Below are 17,607 nucleotides of genomic sequence, written 5' to 3' on the forward strand. Positions count from 1 at the left end.
AACTTCGCGCAACGCGGTCTATGGTGCGAGCACCATGCCGTCCGTCAAGCAACTGCGCCCGTTCGCTCTGGCAACCCTGGAGGCCTTCCTCGAAGCATCCGGCCGCGTCGTGCTGGTCCAACAACCTCCCGAGCCCGTCTTCCAACAGGTGGCCATGCGGCTCGGCGAGGCACGCACCGTGGGCATGGCCCACCGGACACGGCTCGTGGACCGGCTGTTCGTCATGCTGCGCGGGTTCGATGCCCTGGAGGTCCACTTCCTCAGGCCGGAGGCGGAGGGAGAGGAGTTCTCCGTGGGCCGCATCGAAGGCTGCTCCCTGGTGGTACCCGACCCGTCCGTGTCCAAGCACCACGCGACACTGCGGTGGCACGCCCAGGCCGGTGACTGCTCGGTGCGCGACCAGGGTTCCATGAATGGCACCTGGGTCAACGCCTCCTCGCTGGGGCCGGACCAGGACCGGATGCTCAACGACGGCGACGCCCTGGCGTTTGGCGATGCCCAGTTCCTCTACCTGCGCACGGAGACGCTCCACGCCCACCTGCGGATGGCCAGTCCCAGCCGGGGCTGAGGGGCCGGGGACGGAACATTCCGTCCAAGCCCCAGCCACTTCCTGCGGCGCGTGTCGCCCGCCCCGGCTATGACTGTTCCCCTTCACGCTACGGGAGCACCGTCAATGGGCAGGCTGCTGTTCCTCCTCGTCTTCAACGTCGGCGCCTGGGCCGTGCTCCGGTCGCTGTGGCCCGGCCTGCTCCGAAAGTGGCGCCTGGGTGCCTTCGCGGTGGGGACCTTCCTGTCCCTGGTGGCGTGGCTCTACTCCGCGGTGGCCGGACGGCACGCGCAGCTTCCCGTGGGGGATGCGGCCCTGCGCGTCTTCTCCGTGGGCTGGTCCGTCGCCATCATCATGATTGTCCTCGCCGGCGCGCCCTTCCTCCTGCTGCGCAAGTGGCTGGACCGGCCCGCCCGTCAGGAGCCGCCCCTCACCGCGCCCGAGGCCAACCCCGCCCCGCCGGTGAACATGGCGCGCCGCAACCTGCTGACGAACGCCGGCCGCGCGGTGCCGCTACTGGCGGCCGGGACGAGCTCGGTGGGGCTCGCCAACGGCTACACGCAGTTCTCCGTCCGCGAGGTCGACATCCACCTCTCCGGCCTGCCTCCAGCGATGGACGGGTTCCGCATCGGCCAGATTACGGACGTCCACGTCGGCACGTTCATCGACACCCACTACCTGCAAGACGCCGTGCGGGCGATGAACGACGCCAAGGTGGACCTCCAGGTGATGACGGGCGACCTCATCGACGACCTGGACCAGCTCGACGGCACCATGGCGGCGCTGTCGGAGTGCAAGGCCCGCCACGGAATGCTCGCCATCCTGGGCAACCATGAGCACTGGCGCGGCCTGGAGGCCATCCTCCAGGCCTACGCAGACGTGGAGGCGCGCGGCGGCCCCGTGCGCCTGCTGGTGGACACGTCCCATGCCTTCGAGCACGCCGGCCAGCGCGTGCGCGTGGTGGGCGTTGACTACCCCATGTCCGGCCGCAGTCACCGCGTGAAGGCGGAGCGTATGCAGCAGTCCGCGGAAGCCGGCTTCCGCGACGTGGCGCCCGAAGAGGTGGTGCTCTGCCTGACGCACCATCCGGACTTCTTCCCGCTCGCGGCCGAGCGCGGCGCCCGGCTGACGCTGGCCGGCCACACCCACGGCGGACAGGTGGCCTTCCTGGGCGTCTCGGCCTTCTGGTTCGCCTTCAAGTACATGCTGGGCCGCTACCGCCACGGCGACCACCAGCTCTACGTGTCCGGCGGAACGGGGCACTGGCTGCCCTTCCGCATCGGCGTACCGACAGAGGTGACGGTCCTCACGCTTCGCGCGACGGGAGCGCCGGCTGCTGGCCGTACGTCTTGAACTTCTCCAGGACGCGCGCCATCTCCGCGCCGTCCAGCAGCACCGGCTCACCCACCTGGAGCGCCCGCCAGTACATGGCGGCCAGCGTCTCCACTTCGACGGCCAGCTTGAAGGCCGCCGGCAGGTCCCTGCCCACCGCCACCATGCCGTGGTTCGCCATCAGGCAGGCCTTGCGCCCCTCCAGCGCGGCCAGCACGTGGGCCGCGAGCTCCGGCGTGCCGAACGTGGCATAGGGCGCGCAGCGCACGTCCGTGCCGCCCGCGGCGGACACCATGTAGTGGAAGGCGGGAATGTCCCGGTGCAGGCACGCCAGCGTGGTGCAGAACATGGAGTGCGCATGCAGCACCGCGCCCACCTCCGGCCTGGCGGCCAGGATGTCCCGGTGGAGCTGCCACTCCGAGGACGGACTCCGGCGACCCTCGTGGCTGCCGTCGAAGCGCATGAGGACCAGGTCCTCCGGCACCAGCGAGTCGTAGTCCATGCCAGTGGGCGTCAGCAGGAAGCCGGCCTCCACCCGCACGCTCAGGTTGCCGGAAGTGCCCTGGTTGAGCGCGGACGCATTCATCCGCCGCGCGGTGGCAATCATCGACTCGCGCAGGGCGAGGTGCTCGCACGCACCGCTCATTCCGCCCTCCCGCGCCGCTCCGGGAAGAGCGACAGCAGCCCGTCATGCGAAGCCGGGCACACGCCGCGCTCGGTAATGAGCGCCGTCACCAGCCTCGCGGGCGTCACGTCGAAGGCGTAGTTCGCCGCGGGGCTCCCCTCCGGCGTAATCCGCACCGTGGCCACCTCGCCCGACGCCAAACGTCCGGTGACGTCGCTCAGCTCCGTGCCGTCGCGCTGTTCAATCGGAATCTCGCGCACCCCATCCCGCAGCGTCCAGTCGATGGTGGGCGAGGGCAGCGCCACGTAGAAGGGCACGCCGTTGTCCTTCGCCGCCAGTGCCTTGAGGTAGGTGCCAATCTTGTTCGCCACGTCGCCCTGGGCCGTGGTGCGGTCCGTGCCGACGATGCACAGGTCCACCTGCCCGTGCTGCATCAGGTGGCCCCCCACGTTGTCCGCGATGACGGTGTGCGGGACGCCGTGCTGCCCCAGCTCCCAGGCCGTGAGCTGCGCGCCCTGGTTGCGCGGGCGCGTCTCGTCCACCCAGACGTGCACGGGGATGCCCGCGTCGTGTGCCTGGTAGATGGGCGAGAGCGCGGTGCCGAAGTCCACCGTGGCCAACCAGCCGGCGTTGCAGTGCGTGAGCACCTCCAGGCGGCCTTGGCGCCCCTTGCGCGTCCAGGCGTCCTCCAGGAGCTTCAGGCCGTGCGCACCGATGGCACGGTTGATGGCCACGTCCTCGTCGCTGATGGCCTCCGCGCGGCGAAGCGCGGCAGCCACCCGTTCAGCGGGAGGCAGCGGCGCCAGGAGCTGACGCATGTCATCCAGGGCCCAGTGCAGATTCACGGCGGTGGGGCGCGTGCCCCGCAGCACCGCGAGCGCGTGCTCCAACGCGCCGTCCGAGGCATCCGCGCGCAAAGCCAGCCAGACGCCATAGGCCGCGGTGGCACCGATGAGAGGCGCGCCGCGCACCTGCATGCTCCGAATGGCGTGAGCGGCTTCATCCAGCGTCGTCAGCCGCACGGTGACGAGCGCATGCGGAAGCCGCGTCTGGTCAATGGCCTCCGCGGCCTGCGCATCCGGCGCCAACCAGATGGAGCGCATCGGCTTGCCATGGACCTTCATCGGCGCAGCACCCGGCCCGCCACCGCGGACAGCTTCTCCACCATGGCGGCGTCCCAGGCCGGGGGCGCGGTGATGATGGCGTGGTCCAGCGCCCTGTGGCAGCCCTGTGCACAGGGGCCGGTATGCGACCCGAGCAGCGGCACCACGTTCTTCACCAGCCCCTTCGCCTTGCCCGCGTTGCCCAGCAGCACGGAGACAACCTGGTCCACCGTGACGGCGTCATGGTCCGGATGCCAGCAATCGAAATCCGTGACCATGGCCACCGTCGCGTAACAGAGCTCCGCCTCCCTCGCGAGCTTGGCCTCCGGCATGTTCGTCATGCCGATGACGTCACAGCCCCAGCTCCGGTACATGTGGCTCTCCGCGATGGAGGAGAACTGCGGCCCCTCCATGGCCAGGTACGTGCCGCCCCGGCGCGCGACGACGCCCAGGCCCTCGCACGCGGAAATCACCGCGTCCCCCAGCCGCGAGCACACCGGCTTCGCCATGGAGACGTGCGCCACCAGCCCGGTGCCGAAGAAGCTCTTGTCCCGGGCGAAGGTCCGGTCGATGAACTGGTCCACGACGACGAAGGTGCCCGGTGGGTATTCCTCGCGCAGGCCCCCCACGGCGGACAACGACAGCAGGTCCGTCACCCCGCTGCGTTTGAGCGCGTCGATGTTCGCGCGGAAGTTGATGTCCGTCGGCGCCAGCCGGTGGCCTCGCCCGTGACGCGGCAGGAAGACGACGCGGTGCCCTCCGAGCATGCCGAAGCACAGCTCGTCCGAAGGCTCACCGAAGGGGGACGTCACCTTCTTCCATTCGACGTCCGTCAGGCCATCCATCTGGTACAGGCCACTGCCGCCAATGATGCCGATGACGGGCGAGGTGGGGTTGGACATGCGGCGGGCTCCCGGTGGACGCCGGCACAAGGACTGCGCCGGCGGCAGGGAGCGTAGGAGTCGCGGCGGCCTCGAGCAAGCCAGAGCGCGGTCCTGTCCAAGCGCTCATGGGGCCGTGCGCCCGGTCCCCTTCAGCATCCAATCCACCCGACTCCGCTGCTCAGGGTTCTCCCAGCGCGAATGACGCCATCCGATGTCTGTAGACCTTTCCGGTGTCTTCGAGGACATCGTTGTGCCCCGCCCCCGCCACTGTCTCCACGACGGCCTGGGGGAAGAGCGTGCCCAGCCTGCGCCCCATGTCCACGGGGATGAGGGTGTCCTCCTCGCCGTGGATGATGAGCACGGGGAGCTTCACGTCGGCGGCCTTGGAAGCGGTGTCATACCAGTCCCGGGCCAACAGGCGGACGGGCAGGAAGGGAAAGGCCGTGGCCCCGATGTCCGGGATGGACGTGTACGGACTCACGAGCATGACCCGCGAACCGTGCCCACGGCGCGCCATCTCCACCGCCACGCCCGTCCCCAGGCTGCGGCCACTGAGCACCGTCTGCTCGGCGCGCACCCCCTTCGCGCGCAGCCAGGCGAGCGCCGCTTCCGCCGCGGCGTAGATGCCTTCCTCCGTGGGATGCCCCGGTGACGCGCCATATCCCGGGTACTCGACGGTGAGGAAGCCCAGCCCCCGCGCTTGCATCAAGTTGCCCAGGCCCATCTGCGTCAGCACCTCCTCCCCGTTGCCGTGGAAGTGCACCACCGTGGGCGCGCCCGGAGGTGCCGGCAGGTGGAACAGGTCCACATACAGGCCGCCCTCCATCGGGAGGCGGCTGAAGCCGTCACTTTCCGCCAGCGGCGGCGTGCCCTTGGGAGCCGGGTAGAGCAAGGAGCGTTGCAGCGCGAATACCGCCACACACAACACGAGGTAGAGCGATCCGAAGGTGGCCAGGGTGAGGATGAGCATGCGGCGCAGCCGAAGCATCGGCCCAGTGTGCCGCAGTTCGCAACGCAGTGCGATGGCGAGTGGCGTCACGCCCGTGGTGTGCGGAGCCTGTCATTCCCACCCCGTCCAGCCAGCTCCCCTGGCATCCGAACCGGCGGCAATGCAACGATAGCGATTGGAAGCCCTCTCACAGACACGCCGCAGGACGACTCGGACACCCCAGGCCGCTGCCTGGATTGGAGAAGGCGTGACGTCTCATTGGGTGCTGGGCCATGCCCTGGAAGAGCGGCTGCCTTCGCTCCGGATGCGCGGCACTCCGGACGCGGTGGATGAGGCACGCGCGCGGCGCAGGCTGGAGCGCTGGCGCAAACAAGAACCGCTCACGCGGGACTCACTCTGGGCCGAGCGCCTGCGTGCCTCGGGGCTGACGGAAGCGGAGCTGCACACCCTCCTGGGAGAACCGGCGGAGGCGCTGCATGCACGCATGGGCGCGCCTCCGCCGTGGCAACGCGTCATCGAGCAAGCCTACGCGTCGGAGATATCGCCGCCCTTCTCCTGGCCGGAGCCCACGCCACCGGGCGCGGCCCTGCTCGGCCTGGTCGAGCCACTCGTCCACGCGGCACACGCGCGGCTCGTCTCCGCCCTGGACACCTGCCTGCGTGACACGCCCGAAGCGCCGTTCGAGCCAGAGCACACGGCCCGCATGTTGCTCGCGCCGCTCCCGCGGATGTTGATGCCCTTGCTGGGACGGACGCTCGCGGTGGAGCTGCGCATCGCTCAGCTCGAAGGACGACTCCAGGGCGACACGCCCGAAGCACGCTTCCAGGACTTCGCCCAGCACCTCCGGCGACGCGACGTGGCGCTCGACATCCTTGCCCGCTACCCGGTGCTCGCGCGGCAAGCCGTGGAGTACGTCACCGCGTGGGAAGCCACGGGCGTGGAGCTGATGCAGCGGCTGGCCCGGGACGCCACCGCGCTGTGGCACCGCTTCCACGGCGGTGTTCCTCCGGCCTGCTGGTGGAGGCCCAAGGCGGTCTGTCAGACCCGCACCGAGGTGGACGCACCGTCTTCCTGCTCCGCTTCGCCTCGGGACTGCGGCTCGTGTACAAGCCGCGCCCGCTCACGGCGGAGGCCGCTTTCCAGCAACTCCTCTCCTGGCTGAACGCGCGCGGCCTCACGCCTCCGCTGCGCACGGTGGAGGTCCTCTCATCGGACGGCTACGGGTGGATGGAGTACGTGGAGGCCGCGCCCTGTCAGTCGGCCGAGGAAGTTCGGCGCTTCCATCTGCGGCAAGGCGCGCTCGTCGCGCTGCTCTACGCGCTGGACGTCACCGACATCCATTACGAGAACCTCATCGCGATGGGCGAGCACCCCGTCCTGGTGGACCTGGAGACGCTCTTCCATCCACACACGCTCGCAGCCTCCATCCGGGACATGGAGAAGCAACCCGGTGCGGTGCTGAACGGTACGGTGCTCAAGAGCGGGCTGTTGCCCCAACCCGCCTGGCGCGCGAAAGACGGCACGGAGGTGGACTTCAGCGCCCTGGGCGCTGGCGAGGGCCAGCTCACACCACTGGGCTACCTGGTGGCGACAGCACACGGCACGGACCAGCTCCGCTTCGAGCGCCGCCGGATGGAGATTCCTGGCGCGGCGAACCGTCCTCGCATGGAGGGACAGGACGTCTCTGTGACGGTGCAAGCGGACGCGCTCGCGCATGGGTTCTCGACCCTGTACCGGCTGCTCGCCGAGCACCGGGATGCGCTGCTCGCCCCTGGAGGGCCGCTCGCGGCTTTCGAGCACGCGCCCGTGCGAGTGCTCTTTCGCGGCACAGCCAGCTACGACGCACTGCTGCACGAGAGCATGCATCCCCACGCGATGGGGGACGCACTGGACCGGCAGCGCTTCTTCGACCACCTCTGGCTGGCCGTGAAGGAGCGCCCGTACCTGGCGGCCCTCATCCCTTTCGAGCAGGAGGAATTGCAGCGCGGCGACATCCCCCGCTTCACCGCCCTGCCCGGCTCGAAGGACCTGTGGTCAGGCGCGGGCCGCCACCTGCCTGACTTCTTCGACGACTCCGGCCTGGAGCGGGCGCGGCGGCGCTTGGCGGGGCTGTCGCCGGATGACCACGAGCGGCAGCTCGGCTTGCTGCGAAGCGCGCTCCACCGGGTCCGCTTGGCGGCAAGCCCTGGCGACCGCCCCCGCTATCCGTTCCGCGAGCCGCCCGAGCCCGCGCACCCAGACGCGCTGCTGGCGGCTGCACGACGTGTGGGAGAGCGATTGGTGGCCCTGTCGTTCTCCGGCGCGGGCCATTCCCACTGGCTGTCGCTCGAGATGTCCGACACGAAGGAGTGGCGGCTCGTCCAGGTGGGAGTGGACTTCTACCAGGGGCTCTCAGGCATCGCGCTGGTGCTGGCGCAGCTCGGAGCCCTGACGGGCGAAGCACGCTTCACGCATGCGGCCCGAGGCGCATTGCGCCACCTGACCTGGCGCCTGGAGTCCTCGCCAACGCAGGTCCGTGGCGTGGGCATCCTCAATGGCTGGGGCGGCATTCTCTACGCCCTGACCCACCTGGGGGCCCTGTGGGGGGAACGCGCGCTGTTCGAGACCGCCGAATCCTTCGTGGACGCCATGGCTCCCCGCGTGGAGCAGGACGAGCACCTGGACCTGGGCAGTGGCTGCGCGGGCGCCCTGCTCGGCCTGCTGACGCTCGTGGGGTGGCATCCGTCCGAGCGAGCGTCACGGCTCGCGCGCGACTGTGGGGAGAAGCTGCTCCAGACGGCCACGCCCCAATCCCATGGCTTGGGCTGGCTTTCACCCGCGACCGGCGGACAGGCGCTGTGTGGACTGGCACATGGAGGAGCGGGCATCGCGCTGGCGCTGCTGCGGCTGACCTCGGCCACGGGAGAGTCCCGCTTCCACACCACGGCGCTGGAGGCGCTGGCGTATGAGCGTGGCCGCTTCTCACCCGAGGCCGGCGACTGGCCCGACCTCCGCGCCGACGCCGGGGTGCACGGCGGTGATGGACCCGCCTTCATGTGTGGCTGGTGCAATGGCGCACCCGGCATCGGGTTGGCGCGCATCTCCGGACTGCCGCTGCTCGATGACCACCGGGTGCGTGAGGAAATCGCCACGGCGGTCCACGCAACGCTCGCGGGAGGCCTCGGCTACAACCATGGCCTGTGTCATGGCGACCTGGGCAACGTGCTCTTCCTGCTGGAGGCCGCGCGCGCACTGCACGATGACACGCTGCTGCGGCGCACCTATCAGCTCGCGGGCGGCATCCTCCAGGGCATCGAGTCGCATGGCTATCTGCATGGCCTGCCCGACAGCATCGAGACGCCAGGGCTGATGGTGGGGCTCGCGGGCATCGCCCACGGCCTGATGCGGCTCGCGGCGCCGGAGCGGGTGGCGGACGTGCTCTCCGTGGCCCCTCCCATCTCGTGAAGCGGCTTCGTTCCCGACGAACTCCGGCACCGCGAGGGTTGGCGGTCCGTTGGCAGTCCCCCAACAACCCAAGAGGAGCAGCACCATGAGCCACAGCGACAAGAACCACATCCTCCGCGCCTGGCGTGACGCCGACTACTACGACAGCCTCTCCGACGCGGAGCGCGCCGCGCTTCCGGCCAGCCCCGCGTCCGTCATGGAGCTGGAGGATGCGACGCTGGCGTTCATCACCGGCGGCGATGCCGAGGCCACCTGCCCCGCCACCCCCACGCCCAACGAGCTCACCTGTCTCTATACGAACTGCGGGCGCACCGCCTGCTGTCGCTGAGCGGAGGGACGTGAGCTGACGCGGAAGGACCGTGGCGACTCGACGTGAATACGGACGTAGACCGCTCGGGGGAGCGGCGGAGGAATGCCGCTCCCCGGTCTGCCCCACCGAGAAGCTGAGCGCAGTGCCTATCCAAACAGGCCCAGTGACGGAGGCGGCGTGAAGCCAGGGAACACCCTCGCCAGCTCCACACCAGGCCGACAGGCACGCAGGACTTCCGCCAACGGCACGCGTACGTCCGTCCATGCAGGCACATCGCGCCCGTCCTGCAAGTGGTCCGGCTCCAGCGAATCGAAGCGTCCGTACACCTTGCCGCCCTTCACGCCGCCGCCCAACACCAGCATCGCGCTGCCCACACCGTGGTCCGTTCCGCGACTGCCGTTCTCCCGCACGGTGCGGCCGAACTCCGTCAACACCACCACCGTCACCTGCTCCAGCCGAGGTCCCAGGTCCGCGGCGAAGGCAGACAGCGCGCTCCCCAACTCCTGGCAGCGGTTGGCGAACGCGCCCGTCGCGGCACCCTGGGCGGCATGCGTGTCCCAGCCGCCCGACTCCGTCGCCGCCACCGCCAGCCCCACTTCTCCGTGGATGAGCCGCGCGATGTCCCGCAGCCGCTGCCCGAGCGGCCCCTTTGGATACGCCACCGCCGCGTGCGAAGGCAGCTTCGCCAGCCGGTCCTCGTCCAGCAGGGACATCGCCTCGAATGCGCCCTGCCCTGTCGTCCGCAGCGCCTCGTCCACGGCGCCCGCATAGAGCGCACTGAAGCCCCGGGTGGCTTCCTCTCCCCGGCGTCCGCCTCGCAACCGGAACTCCTCCAGCCGCCCCATGGCCACCGCCCCCGCGTCTCCGAACAACGCTCGGGGCAGCGTGGGCTGCAGCGCCACGGCGCGCAGCGCGGCGCCCTCCTCTTCGTCCAGCGCGCGGTTGAGCCAGCCATCCGGCGTCGATTTGCGCCCTGGCGTTCCAGACTCCACGAAGTCTTGCGCGTCGAAGTGGGAGCGGACCGGCTCCGGCAATCCCACGCCATGCAGCACCGCCAGCCGGCCGTCGTGCCACAGCGGCATCAGCGCATCGAGCCTCGGATGCAAACCGAACGGCCCTGACAGCTTCAGCGCGGCATCGGGCCCGCTTGCCCGCAGAGCCAGCGAAGGGCGCGCCCGGTGGTACGCCGCATCCTCGATGGGCGGCACCAACGAGAGTCCGTCCACGCCTCCGCGCAGGAAGACTGTCACCAGCGTGCGGCGAGCGGCTGACGCTGGACTCGCGGCGAGCGCCCGTCCCAGGCCCCCCGGAGCACAAACAAGCCCCACGCCCGTCACTCCCAGGGCGCGCAGCAGATGGCGGCGAGTCAGCGGTGCGATCATGGCCTCTGGAGCTCCGAAGTTGCGCCCGTCTCCAGGCAAGAACACGCAACCCCACGAGAGGTTAACTCGCTCAACACCGCCAGCGACCTTTCCTCACGGCGCGTCCGCGCGCCTTGACAGCCCAAGAAGGCCGACAGCCTGGGCCTTGGCCCGGGCTCAAAAGGGAACCTGGTGTGAATCCGGGGCTGCCCCGAGGCGGTAAGATACGAGTCGCATGTCGGATGGAACTCGGTGCGGAAGGCGCCCCAGGCCGACTGCTCCAGCGTGACATTCACATCACGCAGCTTCGCAGCGGGCACCTTCAGCGTCACCACCTGCTCCAGGCCCATGACGACGTGCCAGCTCACGACCTCCACACCGGTGGGCGGAAACTGCTGGAAGAAGTCCTGCTTCGGCGAAGCTCCTCACTTCGCGCACCGTCCCGATGACAACCGTCAGCGGCCGAGGTCGAACTCCAGCTGGAGCTCGGTGACGTCCCCCTGGCAGGGCCCCTCGCTCGCGACGTCGGCCCGGAGCGAGAGACGGCCCTTGAGTTTCGGAGGAGCATCGAGCACCAGCTCTCCACGCAGCTGCTGAGGCGTCTGCTCGATGTAGCGCGGCATTTCATCACAGACCGTCCATGCCCACGCCGAGACGATTGCCGGAGCGTGGCCCGCCTGCGCGGTGAACTCAGCGGCTCCATCGGAACCGTAGGCCAGGGGAATGGCGGTACCCGCGATGGTCAGCGCCGAGCGGTCGGCGCCCAGGGCCGTGGAGTCGAATCGCAGTTCCATGCAGGATTGATGGGTGCCGTCGGCGTCGACATCCGTCACACCATGGAAGCCGCACACGGACATCTCTCTGAGCCCCGAGCTCCCCGCCCCATCCTCAGTGATGAAATGCGAGCCGGGGGACTCCGTGAACTCCTTCCATGCTTCGCCATGACGGGCGCGCATGGTGAGGTTCCAGATCGGCTCATCCCCACCACAAGCGGGGAGCAGGAGCAGCAGCGCCAGCGAACAAGCCGGCGTGAAGAGACGGGACGGCTCGGTGAATGGGGTCATGTCGGGAGGCGTGACTAGCACGACGTCTTGCGTTTGAACCGCGAAGCAGAGGACTCAGCGGGCCCACCACGCAGCCGCCGAGCCAATCCTGACTCCTGAGAAACCAAACACGTCAGCCCATCTTTCCAACCTATCCGGCGATGTCAGAGGGCTCCGATACGTTGACTTCTCAACATCAGGAGAAGCGGATGCACCCCGACAACACGGAAGTGAAGAGCGGCCTCAAGGCCATGATCGTCGACCGCCTGCGGCTGGACATCGACCCCGCGAGCATTCCGGACGGGGCACCGCTGTTCGGTGGTGACTCGCAGGAAGGTGAGGCGGGAGGACTGGGACTCGACAGCGTCGAGGCGTTGGAGATCGTGGTCGGCATCGAGGAGAAGTGGGGCGTCGTCATCGCGGATGACAGCGTCGCCAAGGAGTTCCACTCCATCGACACGCTCGCCGCGCTGGTCAACCGGCTCATCGCGGAAGGCGGGAAGAAGGCCGCCTGTGCCTAGCCAACAGGCAGCAACGCCCGCAGGGCTCGGCATCCAGGAGCTCCTCCGGCTCCTGCCGCATCGCTATCCGATGCTCATGGTCGACAGGATTGACAGCTTGGAACCCGGCGTGTTCGCCGAGGGAATCAAGTGCGTCACGGCGAACGAGCCCTTCTTCCAGGGGCACTTTCCCGAGCACCCCATCATGCCCGGCGTGCTGATCGTCGAATCCATGGCCCAGGTGGCGGGCGTCATGCTCCGCACGAGGAGCCGCCCGGACCTCGCGCCCGTGGAGCCTGCGGCACAGAAGCCAGCGCGGCCGGGCGTGATGGCCAACATCCACCGGATGCGCTTCCGCCGCCCTGTCGTTCCGGGAGACCAGCTCCGTGTCCGGGCCACGCACCTCAAGAGCCTCGGCACCATCCACCATGTGAAGGTCGAAGCACGCGTGGGTGAAGAGCTGGTCGCCGACGGCGAATTGATGCTGGGCGCCTAGCCCCAAGGAAACACATCACCATGTTCTTGAAAGTGCTGCTCCAGGGGAGCGGCTTTCCACGGCTGCGCTCCACTGTCACCCTCGTGCAATCCCAACAGCGAAACATCCTGGTGGACAGCGGTCTGTGCGACGACGCGGGACGCCTGGTGCTCGCACTCAAGGAACGCGGCCTGACACCGGATGACGTGGACGTGGTCGTCGCCACACACCTCCACTACGACCACTGCGGCAATCACTTGCTGTTCCGCAACGCGCAATACGTCGTGGGCGCCAAGGACTTCGTCGAAAACGCGCACTTCATCGAGGCGTATCACCAGGACCACACCCCAGGGAAAGCCGCGACCTCGGAGCTGCTGCGCGAGCATTACCAGACGGTGAAGGAGTTCTATGTCCGGTCCATCGTGCGCGAGGTGACTCGGAACATCGGGTTCTACAACCGCGTGCTCGAACGTGACTCGCGCTTCGTCCCTGTCGACGGCAGCCACTGGCTGACGGAGGAGGTCGAGGTGCTGCCCACGCCGGGCCATACCCATGGGCATATCTCCGTCGTCGCGCACCGCGCCCGCACGGACGATGAGGGCACGCCGCGAAAAATTCTCATCGCGGGGGATGCGCTCTTCACACGGAAGACCTTGGTGGAGAACGCCGAGCGGGAGCTCCAGCTCGCGCAGGACACCGAGCTCTACAGCCACACCCGCCGCAAGCTCCTCCGCGAATACCGCCACATCATTCCGGGCCACGACTGTCTGGTGGACACGGCGCCGTCCGAGCCACTGGAGAAGCTCTCATGAGCCCCCATCGCGTCGTCATCACGGGCCTTGGCGTGACAGCTGCCAATGCACTGTCCTCCGACGAGCTCGCCCAGGCCCTGTCGAACCGCCGCAGCGGCATCCGGCGGGCTGCTCCGTTCGACATCGAAGGCCGGACGTACTCCGCGGGCGTGGTGGACCTGCCGGACGAGACGCCCGACAACGGTTTGGACCGCGTGTCAAAGCTGGCCCTTCACGCCGCGGAGCAGGCCCTTCGCGACAGTGGGCTCGAAGCCCAGGGGAACTGGCGGGAGGTGGCGGGGGTCATGCTGGGCACGAGCCGTGGGCCCGCTTTGTCCCTCGAACAGGTCATTCGCTCCGGAGGTGATGAGGACGCTCGCCGGAGACACTTCGGGGAAGTTCCCTTCTCCTCCATCGCGCGAAACGTCGCGGACCGGTTCGGCCTGGGCGGCATCCTGTCCACCGTCACCATGGCCTGCGTGTCCAGCAGCCTCGCCATGGGCCGAGCACTGGACGAAATCCGTCAGGGACGGGCCTCCGTGATGCTGGCGGGAGGAGCGGACGCACTGACCCTGCTCAGCTTCAGTGGCTTCTCCGTCCTGCGCGCCATGACGCCCACGGTGTGCCGCCCCTTCGACCATCGGCGCAATGGGATGGTCCTCGGCGAGGGCGCGGGCATCCTCGTGCTCGAGGAGCTGAACCACGCGCGCCAGCGGGGCGCTCGAATCCATGCGGAGCTGTGCGGCTGGGGAACGGCGGGTGATGCCCATCACCCCACCAGCCCGCACCCCGAGGGCCGGGGGCTCCAACAGGCGATGACGCTCGCCTTGCGACAGGCGGGACTGACGACGGAGCAGATCGACTTCGTCAACCTCCACGGAACCGGGACGCCGGCCAATGACCCCGCGGAGTGCCAGGCAATGCGAGGTGTCTTCGGCGCGCGAGCCGCGTCGGTGCCGGTCAACTCCCTCAAGCCCTACTTCGGCCACACGCTGGGGGCCTCCGGCGCGCTGGAGCTCATCGGCTCCGTGCTGGGCATGGCTCGCGACTTCCTCCCGCCCACCCTCAACTGCGAGGAACTGGACCCGAAGTGCGACGTCGACGTGGTGCGTGGCGAGGGCCGCGCCCAACGCATCGACACGCTGATGAGCACCAAGTCCGCGTTCGGCGGGGCGAACGTCGCCCTCGTTGCCCGGCGCTTTCCCGAGACAGGGAGGGCGCCACGATGAGCCGGCGCATCGTCATCAGCGGGCTCGGCGCGGTGTGTCCCCGGGCCACGGGACCTGCGGCCCTCTGGGAGCACTTCTCCCAAGGCGATGCGGGCCCACCGTCCTCCCTGGCGGAGCGCATTCCCGACGCGGCGTTCGCGAAGCAGTCCGCCCAGTTGCGGCACATGGACCGGCTCGGCCGCATCGCGCTCACCGCGACCACACTGGCCATCGAGGATGCCGGGCCCGGCAATCCCCTCCAGACAGGCATCGCGTTCGGCTCCAGCTACGGCTGCCTGCCCACGAACGCGGAGTACCTGGAAGCCATCCTGGAGCGAGGCGGCCGTTACGGAAACCCGGTGGTGTTCCAGAACACCGTCACCAACGCGGCGACGGGCTACATCTCCATGGTGCACGACCTTCGCGGTCCCACCGCGACCTTGTGCTCGGGCCACGCCGCGGGACTGGAGGCACTTCGCTTCGGCTGCCAGCAAATCGAGGAGGGGCAGGCGGAGCGGATGGTGGTGGTGGGCGCGGACACCCTGAGCCCTTTGCTCCTGGCTGGCATCGCCCTACCTGAGGGAATGCGGGTGAGTGAAGCGGCGTGCGCCCTGGTCCTGGAGGAGCACACGCGCGCCCTGACGCGCGGCGCACACCGCCACGCGGAAGTCCTGGGCACCGGACACCGGGGAGGCTCGCTCACGAACCAGGCGCACACGCTGGCCCGCGCAGTGCGGGACGCGCTGCACACGGCTCGAATCGCGCCCGAGCAACTGGGCGCCGTCTTCTCCTGTGCGAACGGCCGAGGAGGCTTCGACGGGTGGGAGCAGCGTGGGCTCCACGAAGCCCTCGGGGCGCACGCGGCGAAGGTGCCCGTGAGCTGTCCCAAGGACGTGCTTGGAGAGACGTTCAGCACGGCGGGCATGCTGGCCGTCGTGCTGGCCACGCGGGCCCTCGACAAGGGATGCGCGCTGGTCACCGCCCTGGGGGGTGAGGGCAGCGCCCTGGCCGTGGTGCTGCGCGGGGGTGCTCATGACTGAGCACCCCATGGCCCGCATCTACGGCGGGACACCGCACCGGTTCCCCATGCTGCTGGTCGACGCGGTGGAGACGCTCTCACCGGGCTTTGGCAGGGCGTTCAAGCAGGTCTCCGGCAACGAGATGATGTTCGAGCGTTTCGGAGACGCGCCCCCCGCCCTGCCCTCCTGCCTGCTGGTGGATGCCCTGGGACAGGTCGCCATCATGCTCCTGCGCGAGCCCGACGAAGCCACACCGTCTGTCTGGTACCTCGGCGGCATCGAGGCAATGACATTTCACACACCCGTCCCGGCCGGCAGCGTCCTGCGGATGGAAGCCAACATTCTCAAGCGGTGGCGGACCACGGTGCGCGTCGAGGTCAAGGCCTGGGCCGACGCGGTCCCGGCTGCCAGCGGCGTCATGGTGCTTTCCCAGAGAGGTTCAAAGTCACATGAGTCACCCTGAAACAAACACACCGTTCCTGGACGGCTTCCTCCACCAGCAGGTGGTGCTGGTCACCGGAGCGGGACAGCCCATCGCCAATGCCATTGCACGGCGCCATGGGAAGGCGGGGGCGCGTCTGGCCCTGGTGTTCCTGCCGGAGCACGAGGCAGAGGCAACGGCACTCGCCAGGGAGCTGAGCGCGGAGCTGGCCCTGGCCTGCGAGTCTTCTGACGCACAGGCGGTGAGCACGGTGGTCCGCCGCGTCGCCACGGAACTGGGCCGCATCGACCTGCTCATCAACGCGTCATTGAGCCGCGCGGCCGGCCGGCTCAGCGACCTGTCCGCCGAACAGTGGAAGGCCGTGCTCGACCGCCAGTTGAGTGGGACAGCGTGGTTCTGCAAGGAGGTCATCCGCCCGATGATGCGCAAGCGCTCGGGGCGCATCGTCAACCTGCTGGATGCCGCTTCCGGAGGCGCGAGCCGCGTGGCCGCCGAAGGCATCACCGCGATGACACGCGCGCTGGCGAACGAGGTGGCCCGGCAAGGCATCTCCGTGAACACGCTGGCGGTCCAACTCCTCGAGGAGGAGACAGCACACCTCACCCCAGCGCAGCGCGAGCGGCTCGACGGCGAGCTGGGTCCCCTGGGGCGGCTCGGGAGCGCGGAGGAGGTCGCCGAGGCCGTGCTCTTCCTCGGTTCGAGCGCCGCGAACCTCACGACGGGTCAGCGCCTGTCTGCCACCGGAGGTCTGTGGTGAGTGAATCCCAGGCAGCACGTCAGCGGTTCCAGCAGCAGACGGTCATCATCACGGGCGGCTCGCGTGGCATTGGCAAGGCCATTGCCCTCGCCTTCGCCGCGGAGGGCGCGGACATCGTCCTCAACTACGGGAGCAACGCGGAGGCCGCGCGGCAGGCCGCCGCCGAGGTCGAGGCGCAGGGCCGACGCTGCGTGCTGGTCCCCGGCTCGGTCGCCAGTCCCGACGTACCAGGACAGCTCCGAGAGGCGGCGCTCTCCCACTTCGGCCGCATCGATGTGCTGGTGAACAACGCCGGCATCAGCCGGGATGGGCACTTGATGATGCTCCAGGCCGCGGCGTGGCGGGAGACGGTGGACGTCAATCTCTACGGCGCGCTCGCCTGCTGTCAGGCGGTCATCCCGACCATGGTGCAACAAGGCCGTGGCGCCATCATCAACATGTCCTCCTCCGCCGGAATCCGGGGACGCGCGGGACAGGTGCCCTACGCCGCCACCAAAGGGGCCTTGATTGGGCTGACGCAGGCGTTGGCGGGAGAGCTGGGGCCACATGGCATCCGGGTGAACTGCGTGGCGCCTGGCTTCGTGGAGACGGAGATGGTCGCGGGGCTGATGAACCGTCCCGGGGTGCGGGAGGGCTTCATCCAGGCCACCCCCATCCGCCGGCTGGGAACCGTGGAGGACGTCGCCAACGCCACGCTCTTCCTGGCGTCTCCGGAGAGCGCCTACGTGGTCGGCGACGTGCTGCGCGTGAATGGCGGGCTGGTGCTGTAGCGCGCCGCTCGCGGACATCTGTCTTTTCAAGGAATCGCGCAACACGG

General features: G+C 69.1%; 18 protein-coding genes. 12 read left to right on the plus strand and 6 right to left on the minus strand.

Annotation, left to right across the window (positions count from 1 at the left end):
- The first annotated feature begins 34 nt into the window (after positions 1 to 34).
- Together FMP39_RS07470 and FMP39_RS07475 are read left to right on the plus strand one after the other, a co-directional pair.
- A complete protein-coding gene (locus tag FMP39_RS07470; RefSeq protein ID WP_141589280.1) occupies positions 35 to 568 on the plus strand; it encodes an FHA domain-containing protein in 534 nt (177 codons plus the stop codon).
- A gap of 105 nt (positions 569 to 673) precedes the next feature.
- Positions 674 to 1,900 carry a metallophosphoesterase gene (locus FMP39_RS07475; protein WP_194858280.1) on the plus strand — a complete coding sequence of 409 codons (1,227 nt, stop codon included), beginning with the start codon at positions 674 to 676 and terminating at the stop codon, positions 1,898 to 1,900.
- Here the strand turns inward: FMP39_RS07475 and FMP39_RS07480 are convergent.
- From FMP39_RS07480 to FMP39_RS07495, 4 genes are all read right to left on the minus strand, one after another.
- Positions 1,854 to 2,525, minus strand: coding sequence for a class II aldolase/adducin family protein (locus FMP39_RS07480; RefSeq protein ID WP_141589282.1), 672 nt, complete (start codon positions 2,523 to 2,525; stop codon positions 1,854 to 1,856). The two genes, FMP39_RS07475 and FMP39_RS07480, sit on opposite strands and share 47 nt — an antisense overlap.
- Positions 2,522 to 3,628 (minus strand): S-methyl-5-thioribose-1-phosphate isomerase, encoded by a 1,107-nt coding sequence (gene mtnA / locus FMP39_RS07485; RefSeq protein ID WP_141589283.1) that lies wholly within the window; start codon positions 3,626 to 3,628, stop codon positions 2,522 to 2,524. The genes FMP39_RS07480 and mtnA overlap by 4 nt, the downstream gene beginning before the upstream one ends.
- Positions 3,625 to 4,509 carry an S-methyl-5'-thioadenosine phosphorylase gene (locus tag FMP39_RS07490; protein WP_141589284.1) on the minus strand — a complete coding sequence of 295 codons (885 nt, stop codon included), beginning with the start codon at positions 4,507 to 4,509 and terminating at the stop codon, positions 3,625 to 3,627. The genes mtnA and FMP39_RS07490 overlap by 4 nt, the downstream gene beginning before the upstream one ends.
- Before the next feature lie 160 nt (positions 4,510 to 4,669).
- Entirely contained in the window at positions 4,670 to 5,479 is an 810-nt protein-coding gene (locus FMP39_RS07495) for an alpha/beta hydrolase (protein WP_141589285.1), read from the minus strand.
- Positions 5,480 to 6,457: 978 nt separating this feature from the next.
- Here FMP39_RS07495 and FMP39_RS07500 point away from each other — a divergent pair.
- Positions 6,458 to 8,884 carry a type 2 lanthipeptide synthetase LanM family protein gene (locus tag FMP39_RS07500; RefSeq protein ID WP_228557757.1) on the plus strand — a complete coding sequence of 809 codons (2,427 nt, stop codon included), beginning with the start codon at positions 6,458 to 6,460 and terminating at the stop codon, positions 8,882 to 8,884.
- An 85-nt stretch (positions 8,885 to 8,969) separates the two neighbouring features.
- A complete protein-coding gene (locus FMP39_RS07505) occupies positions 8,970 to 9,212 on the plus strand; it encodes a mersacidin/lichenicidin family type 2 lantibiotic (protein WP_194858281.1) in 243 nt (80 codons plus the stop codon).
- A gap of 128 nt (positions 9,213 to 9,340) precedes the next feature.
- On the opposite strand, the gene FMP39_RS07510 is transcribed toward FMP39_RS07505, so the two are convergent.
- Positions 9,341 to 10,576, minus strand: coding sequence for a DUF1501 domain-containing protein (locus FMP39_RS07510; protein ID WP_141589287.1), 1,236 nt, complete (start codon positions 10,574 to 10,576; stop codon positions 9,341 to 9,343).
- A 434-nt stretch (positions 10,577 to 11,010) separates the two neighbouring features.
- On the minus strand, positions 11,011 to 11,619 hold the full coding sequence (locus FMP39_RS37825) for a hypothetical protein (RefSeq protein WP_228557758.1): 609 nt from the start codon (positions 11,617 to 11,619) through the stop codon (positions 11,011 to 11,013).
- Positions 11,620 to 11,807: 188 nt separating this feature from the next.
- Here FMP39_RS37825 and FMP39_RS07520 point away from each other — a divergent pair, with 188 nt between their 5' ends.
- From FMP39_RS07520 to FMP39_RS07555, 8 genes are read left to right on the plus strand one after another with little or no spacing between them, the layout of a single operon-like run.
- Positions 11,808 to 12,119 carry an acyl carrier protein gene (locus FMP39_RS07520; protein WP_090488559.1) on the plus strand — a complete coding sequence of 104 codons (312 nt, stop codon included), beginning with the start codon at positions 11,808 to 11,810 and terminating at the stop codon, positions 12,117 to 12,119.
- Positions 12,112 to 12,594, plus strand: a complete 483-nt coding sequence (gene fabZ / locus FMP39_RS07525) for a 3-hydroxyacyl-ACP dehydratase FabZ (RefSeq protein WP_141589288.1) — start codon at positions 12,112 to 12,114, stop codon at positions 12,592 to 12,594. The genes FMP39_RS07520 and fabZ overlap by 8 nt, the downstream gene beginning before the upstream one ends.
- A gap of 20 nt (positions 12,595 to 12,614) precedes the next feature.
- Positions 12,615 to 13,385: an MBL fold metallo-hydrolase gene (locus FMP39_RS07530; RefSeq protein WP_141589289.1), complete on the plus strand. Its 771-nt coding sequence runs from the start codon at positions 12,615 to 12,617 to the stop codon at positions 13,383 to 13,385.
- Positions 13,382 to 14,593 (plus strand): beta-ketoacyl synthase, encoded by a 1,212-nt coding sequence (locus FMP39_RS07535; RefSeq protein ID WP_141589290.1) that lies wholly within the window; start codon positions 13,382 to 13,384, stop codon positions 14,591 to 14,593. The genes FMP39_RS07530 and FMP39_RS07535 overlap by 4 nt, the downstream gene beginning before the upstream one ends.
- Positions 14,590 to 15,612 carry a beta-ketoacyl synthase N-terminal-like domain-containing protein gene (locus tag FMP39_RS07540; RefSeq protein WP_141589291.1) on the plus strand — a complete coding sequence of 341 codons (1,023 nt, stop codon included), beginning with the start codon at positions 14,590 to 14,592 and terminating at the stop codon, positions 15,610 to 15,612. The genes FMP39_RS07535 and FMP39_RS07540 overlap by 4 nt, the downstream gene beginning before the upstream one ends.
- Before the next feature lie 7 nt (positions 15,613 to 15,619).
- Positions 15,620 to 16,054 carry a 3-hydroxyacyl-ACP dehydratase FabZ family protein gene (locus FMP39_RS07545; protein ID WP_228557759.1) on the plus strand — a complete coding sequence of 145 codons (435 nt, stop codon included), beginning with the start codon at positions 15,620 to 15,622 and terminating at the stop codon, positions 16,052 to 16,054.
- On the plus strand, positions 16,041 to 16,790 hold the full coding sequence (locus FMP39_RS07550) for an SDR family oxidoreductase (RefSeq protein WP_141589293.1): 750 nt from the start codon (positions 16,041 to 16,043) through the stop codon (positions 16,788 to 16,790). The genes FMP39_RS07545 and FMP39_RS07550 overlap by 14 nt, the downstream gene beginning before the upstream one ends.
- Positions 16,787 to 17,560: an SDR family NAD(P)-dependent oxidoreductase gene (locus FMP39_RS07555; RefSeq protein ID WP_228557760.1), complete on the plus strand. Its 774-nt coding sequence runs from the start codon at positions 16,787 to 16,789 to the stop codon at positions 17,558 to 17,560. The genes FMP39_RS07550 and FMP39_RS07555 overlap by 4 nt, the downstream gene beginning before the upstream one ends.
- Positions 17,561 to 17,607: the final 47 nt, after the last annotated feature.

This window comes from Myxococcus sp. AB056 (assembly GCF_006547365.1).
Lineage (GTDB): Bacteria > Myxococcota > Myxococcia > Myxococcales > Myxococcaceae > Myxococcus > Myxococcus virescens.

What these genes read in the sequence shown, in the direction of transcription:
- FMP39_RS07470 (WP_141589280.1), top strand. Translation starts at nt 35, where the DNA reads ATGCCGTCCGTCAAGCAACTGCGCCCGTTCGCTCTGGCAACCCTGGAG.
- FMP39_RS07475 (WP_194858280.1), top strand. Translation starts at nt 674, where the DNA reads ATGGGCAGGCTGCTGTTCCTCCTCGTCTTCAACGTCGGCGCCTGGGCC.
- FMP39_RS07480 (WP_141589282.1), bottom strand. Translation starts at nt 2,525, where the DNA reads ATGAGCGGTGCGTGCGAGCACCTCGCCCTGCGCGAGTCGATGATTGCC.
- mtnA (WP_141589283.1), bottom strand. Translation starts at nt 3,628, where the DNA reads ATGAAGGTCCATGGCAAGCCGATGCGCTCCATCTGGTTGGCGCCGGAT.
- FMP39_RS07490 (WP_141589284.1), bottom strand. Translation starts at nt 4,509, where the DNA reads ATGTCCAACCCCACCTCGCCCGTCATCGGCATCATTGGCGGCAGTGGC.
- FMP39_RS07495 (WP_141589285.1), bottom strand. Translation starts at nt 5,479, where the DNA reads ATGCTTCGGCTGCGCCGCATGCTCATCCTCACCCTGGCCACCTTCGGA.
- FMP39_RS07505 (WP_194858281.1), top strand. Translation starts at nt 8,970, where the DNA reads ATGAGCCACAGCGACAAGAACCACATCCTCCGCGCCTGGCGTGACGCC.
- FMP39_RS07510 (WP_141589287.1), bottom strand. Translation starts at nt 10,576, where the DNA reads ATGATCGCACCGCTGACTCGCCGCCATCTGCTGCGCGCCCTGGGAGTG.
- FMP39_RS37825 (WP_228557758.1), bottom strand. Translation starts at nt 11,619, where the DNA reads ATGACCCCATTCACCGAGCCGTCCCGTCTCTTCACGCCGGCTTGTTCG.
- FMP39_RS07520 (WP_090488559.1), top strand. Translation starts at nt 11,808, where the DNA reads ATGCACCCCGACAACACGGAAGTGAAGAGCGGCCTCAAGGCCATGATC.
- FMP39_RS07530 (WP_141589289.1), top strand. Translation starts at nt 12,615, where the DNA reads ATGTTCTTGAAAGTGCTGCTCCAGGGGAGCGGCTTTCCACGGCTGCGC.
- FMP39_RS07535 (WP_141589290.1), top strand. Translation starts at nt 13,382, where the DNA reads ATGAGCCCCCATCGCGTCGTCATCACGGGCCTTGGCGTGACAGCTGCC.
- FMP39_RS07540 (WP_141589291.1), top strand. Translation starts at nt 14,590, where the DNA reads ATGAGCCGGCGCATCGTCATCAGCGGGCTCGGCGCGGTGTGTCCCCGG.
- FMP39_RS07545 (WP_228557759.1), top strand. Translation starts at nt 15,620, where the DNA reads ATGGCCCGCATCTACGGCGGGACACCGCACCGGTTCCCCATGCTGCTG.
- FMP39_RS07550 (WP_141589293.1), top strand. Translation starts at nt 16,041, where the DNA reads ATGAGTCACCCTGAAACAAACACACCGTTCCTGGACGGCTTCCTCCAC.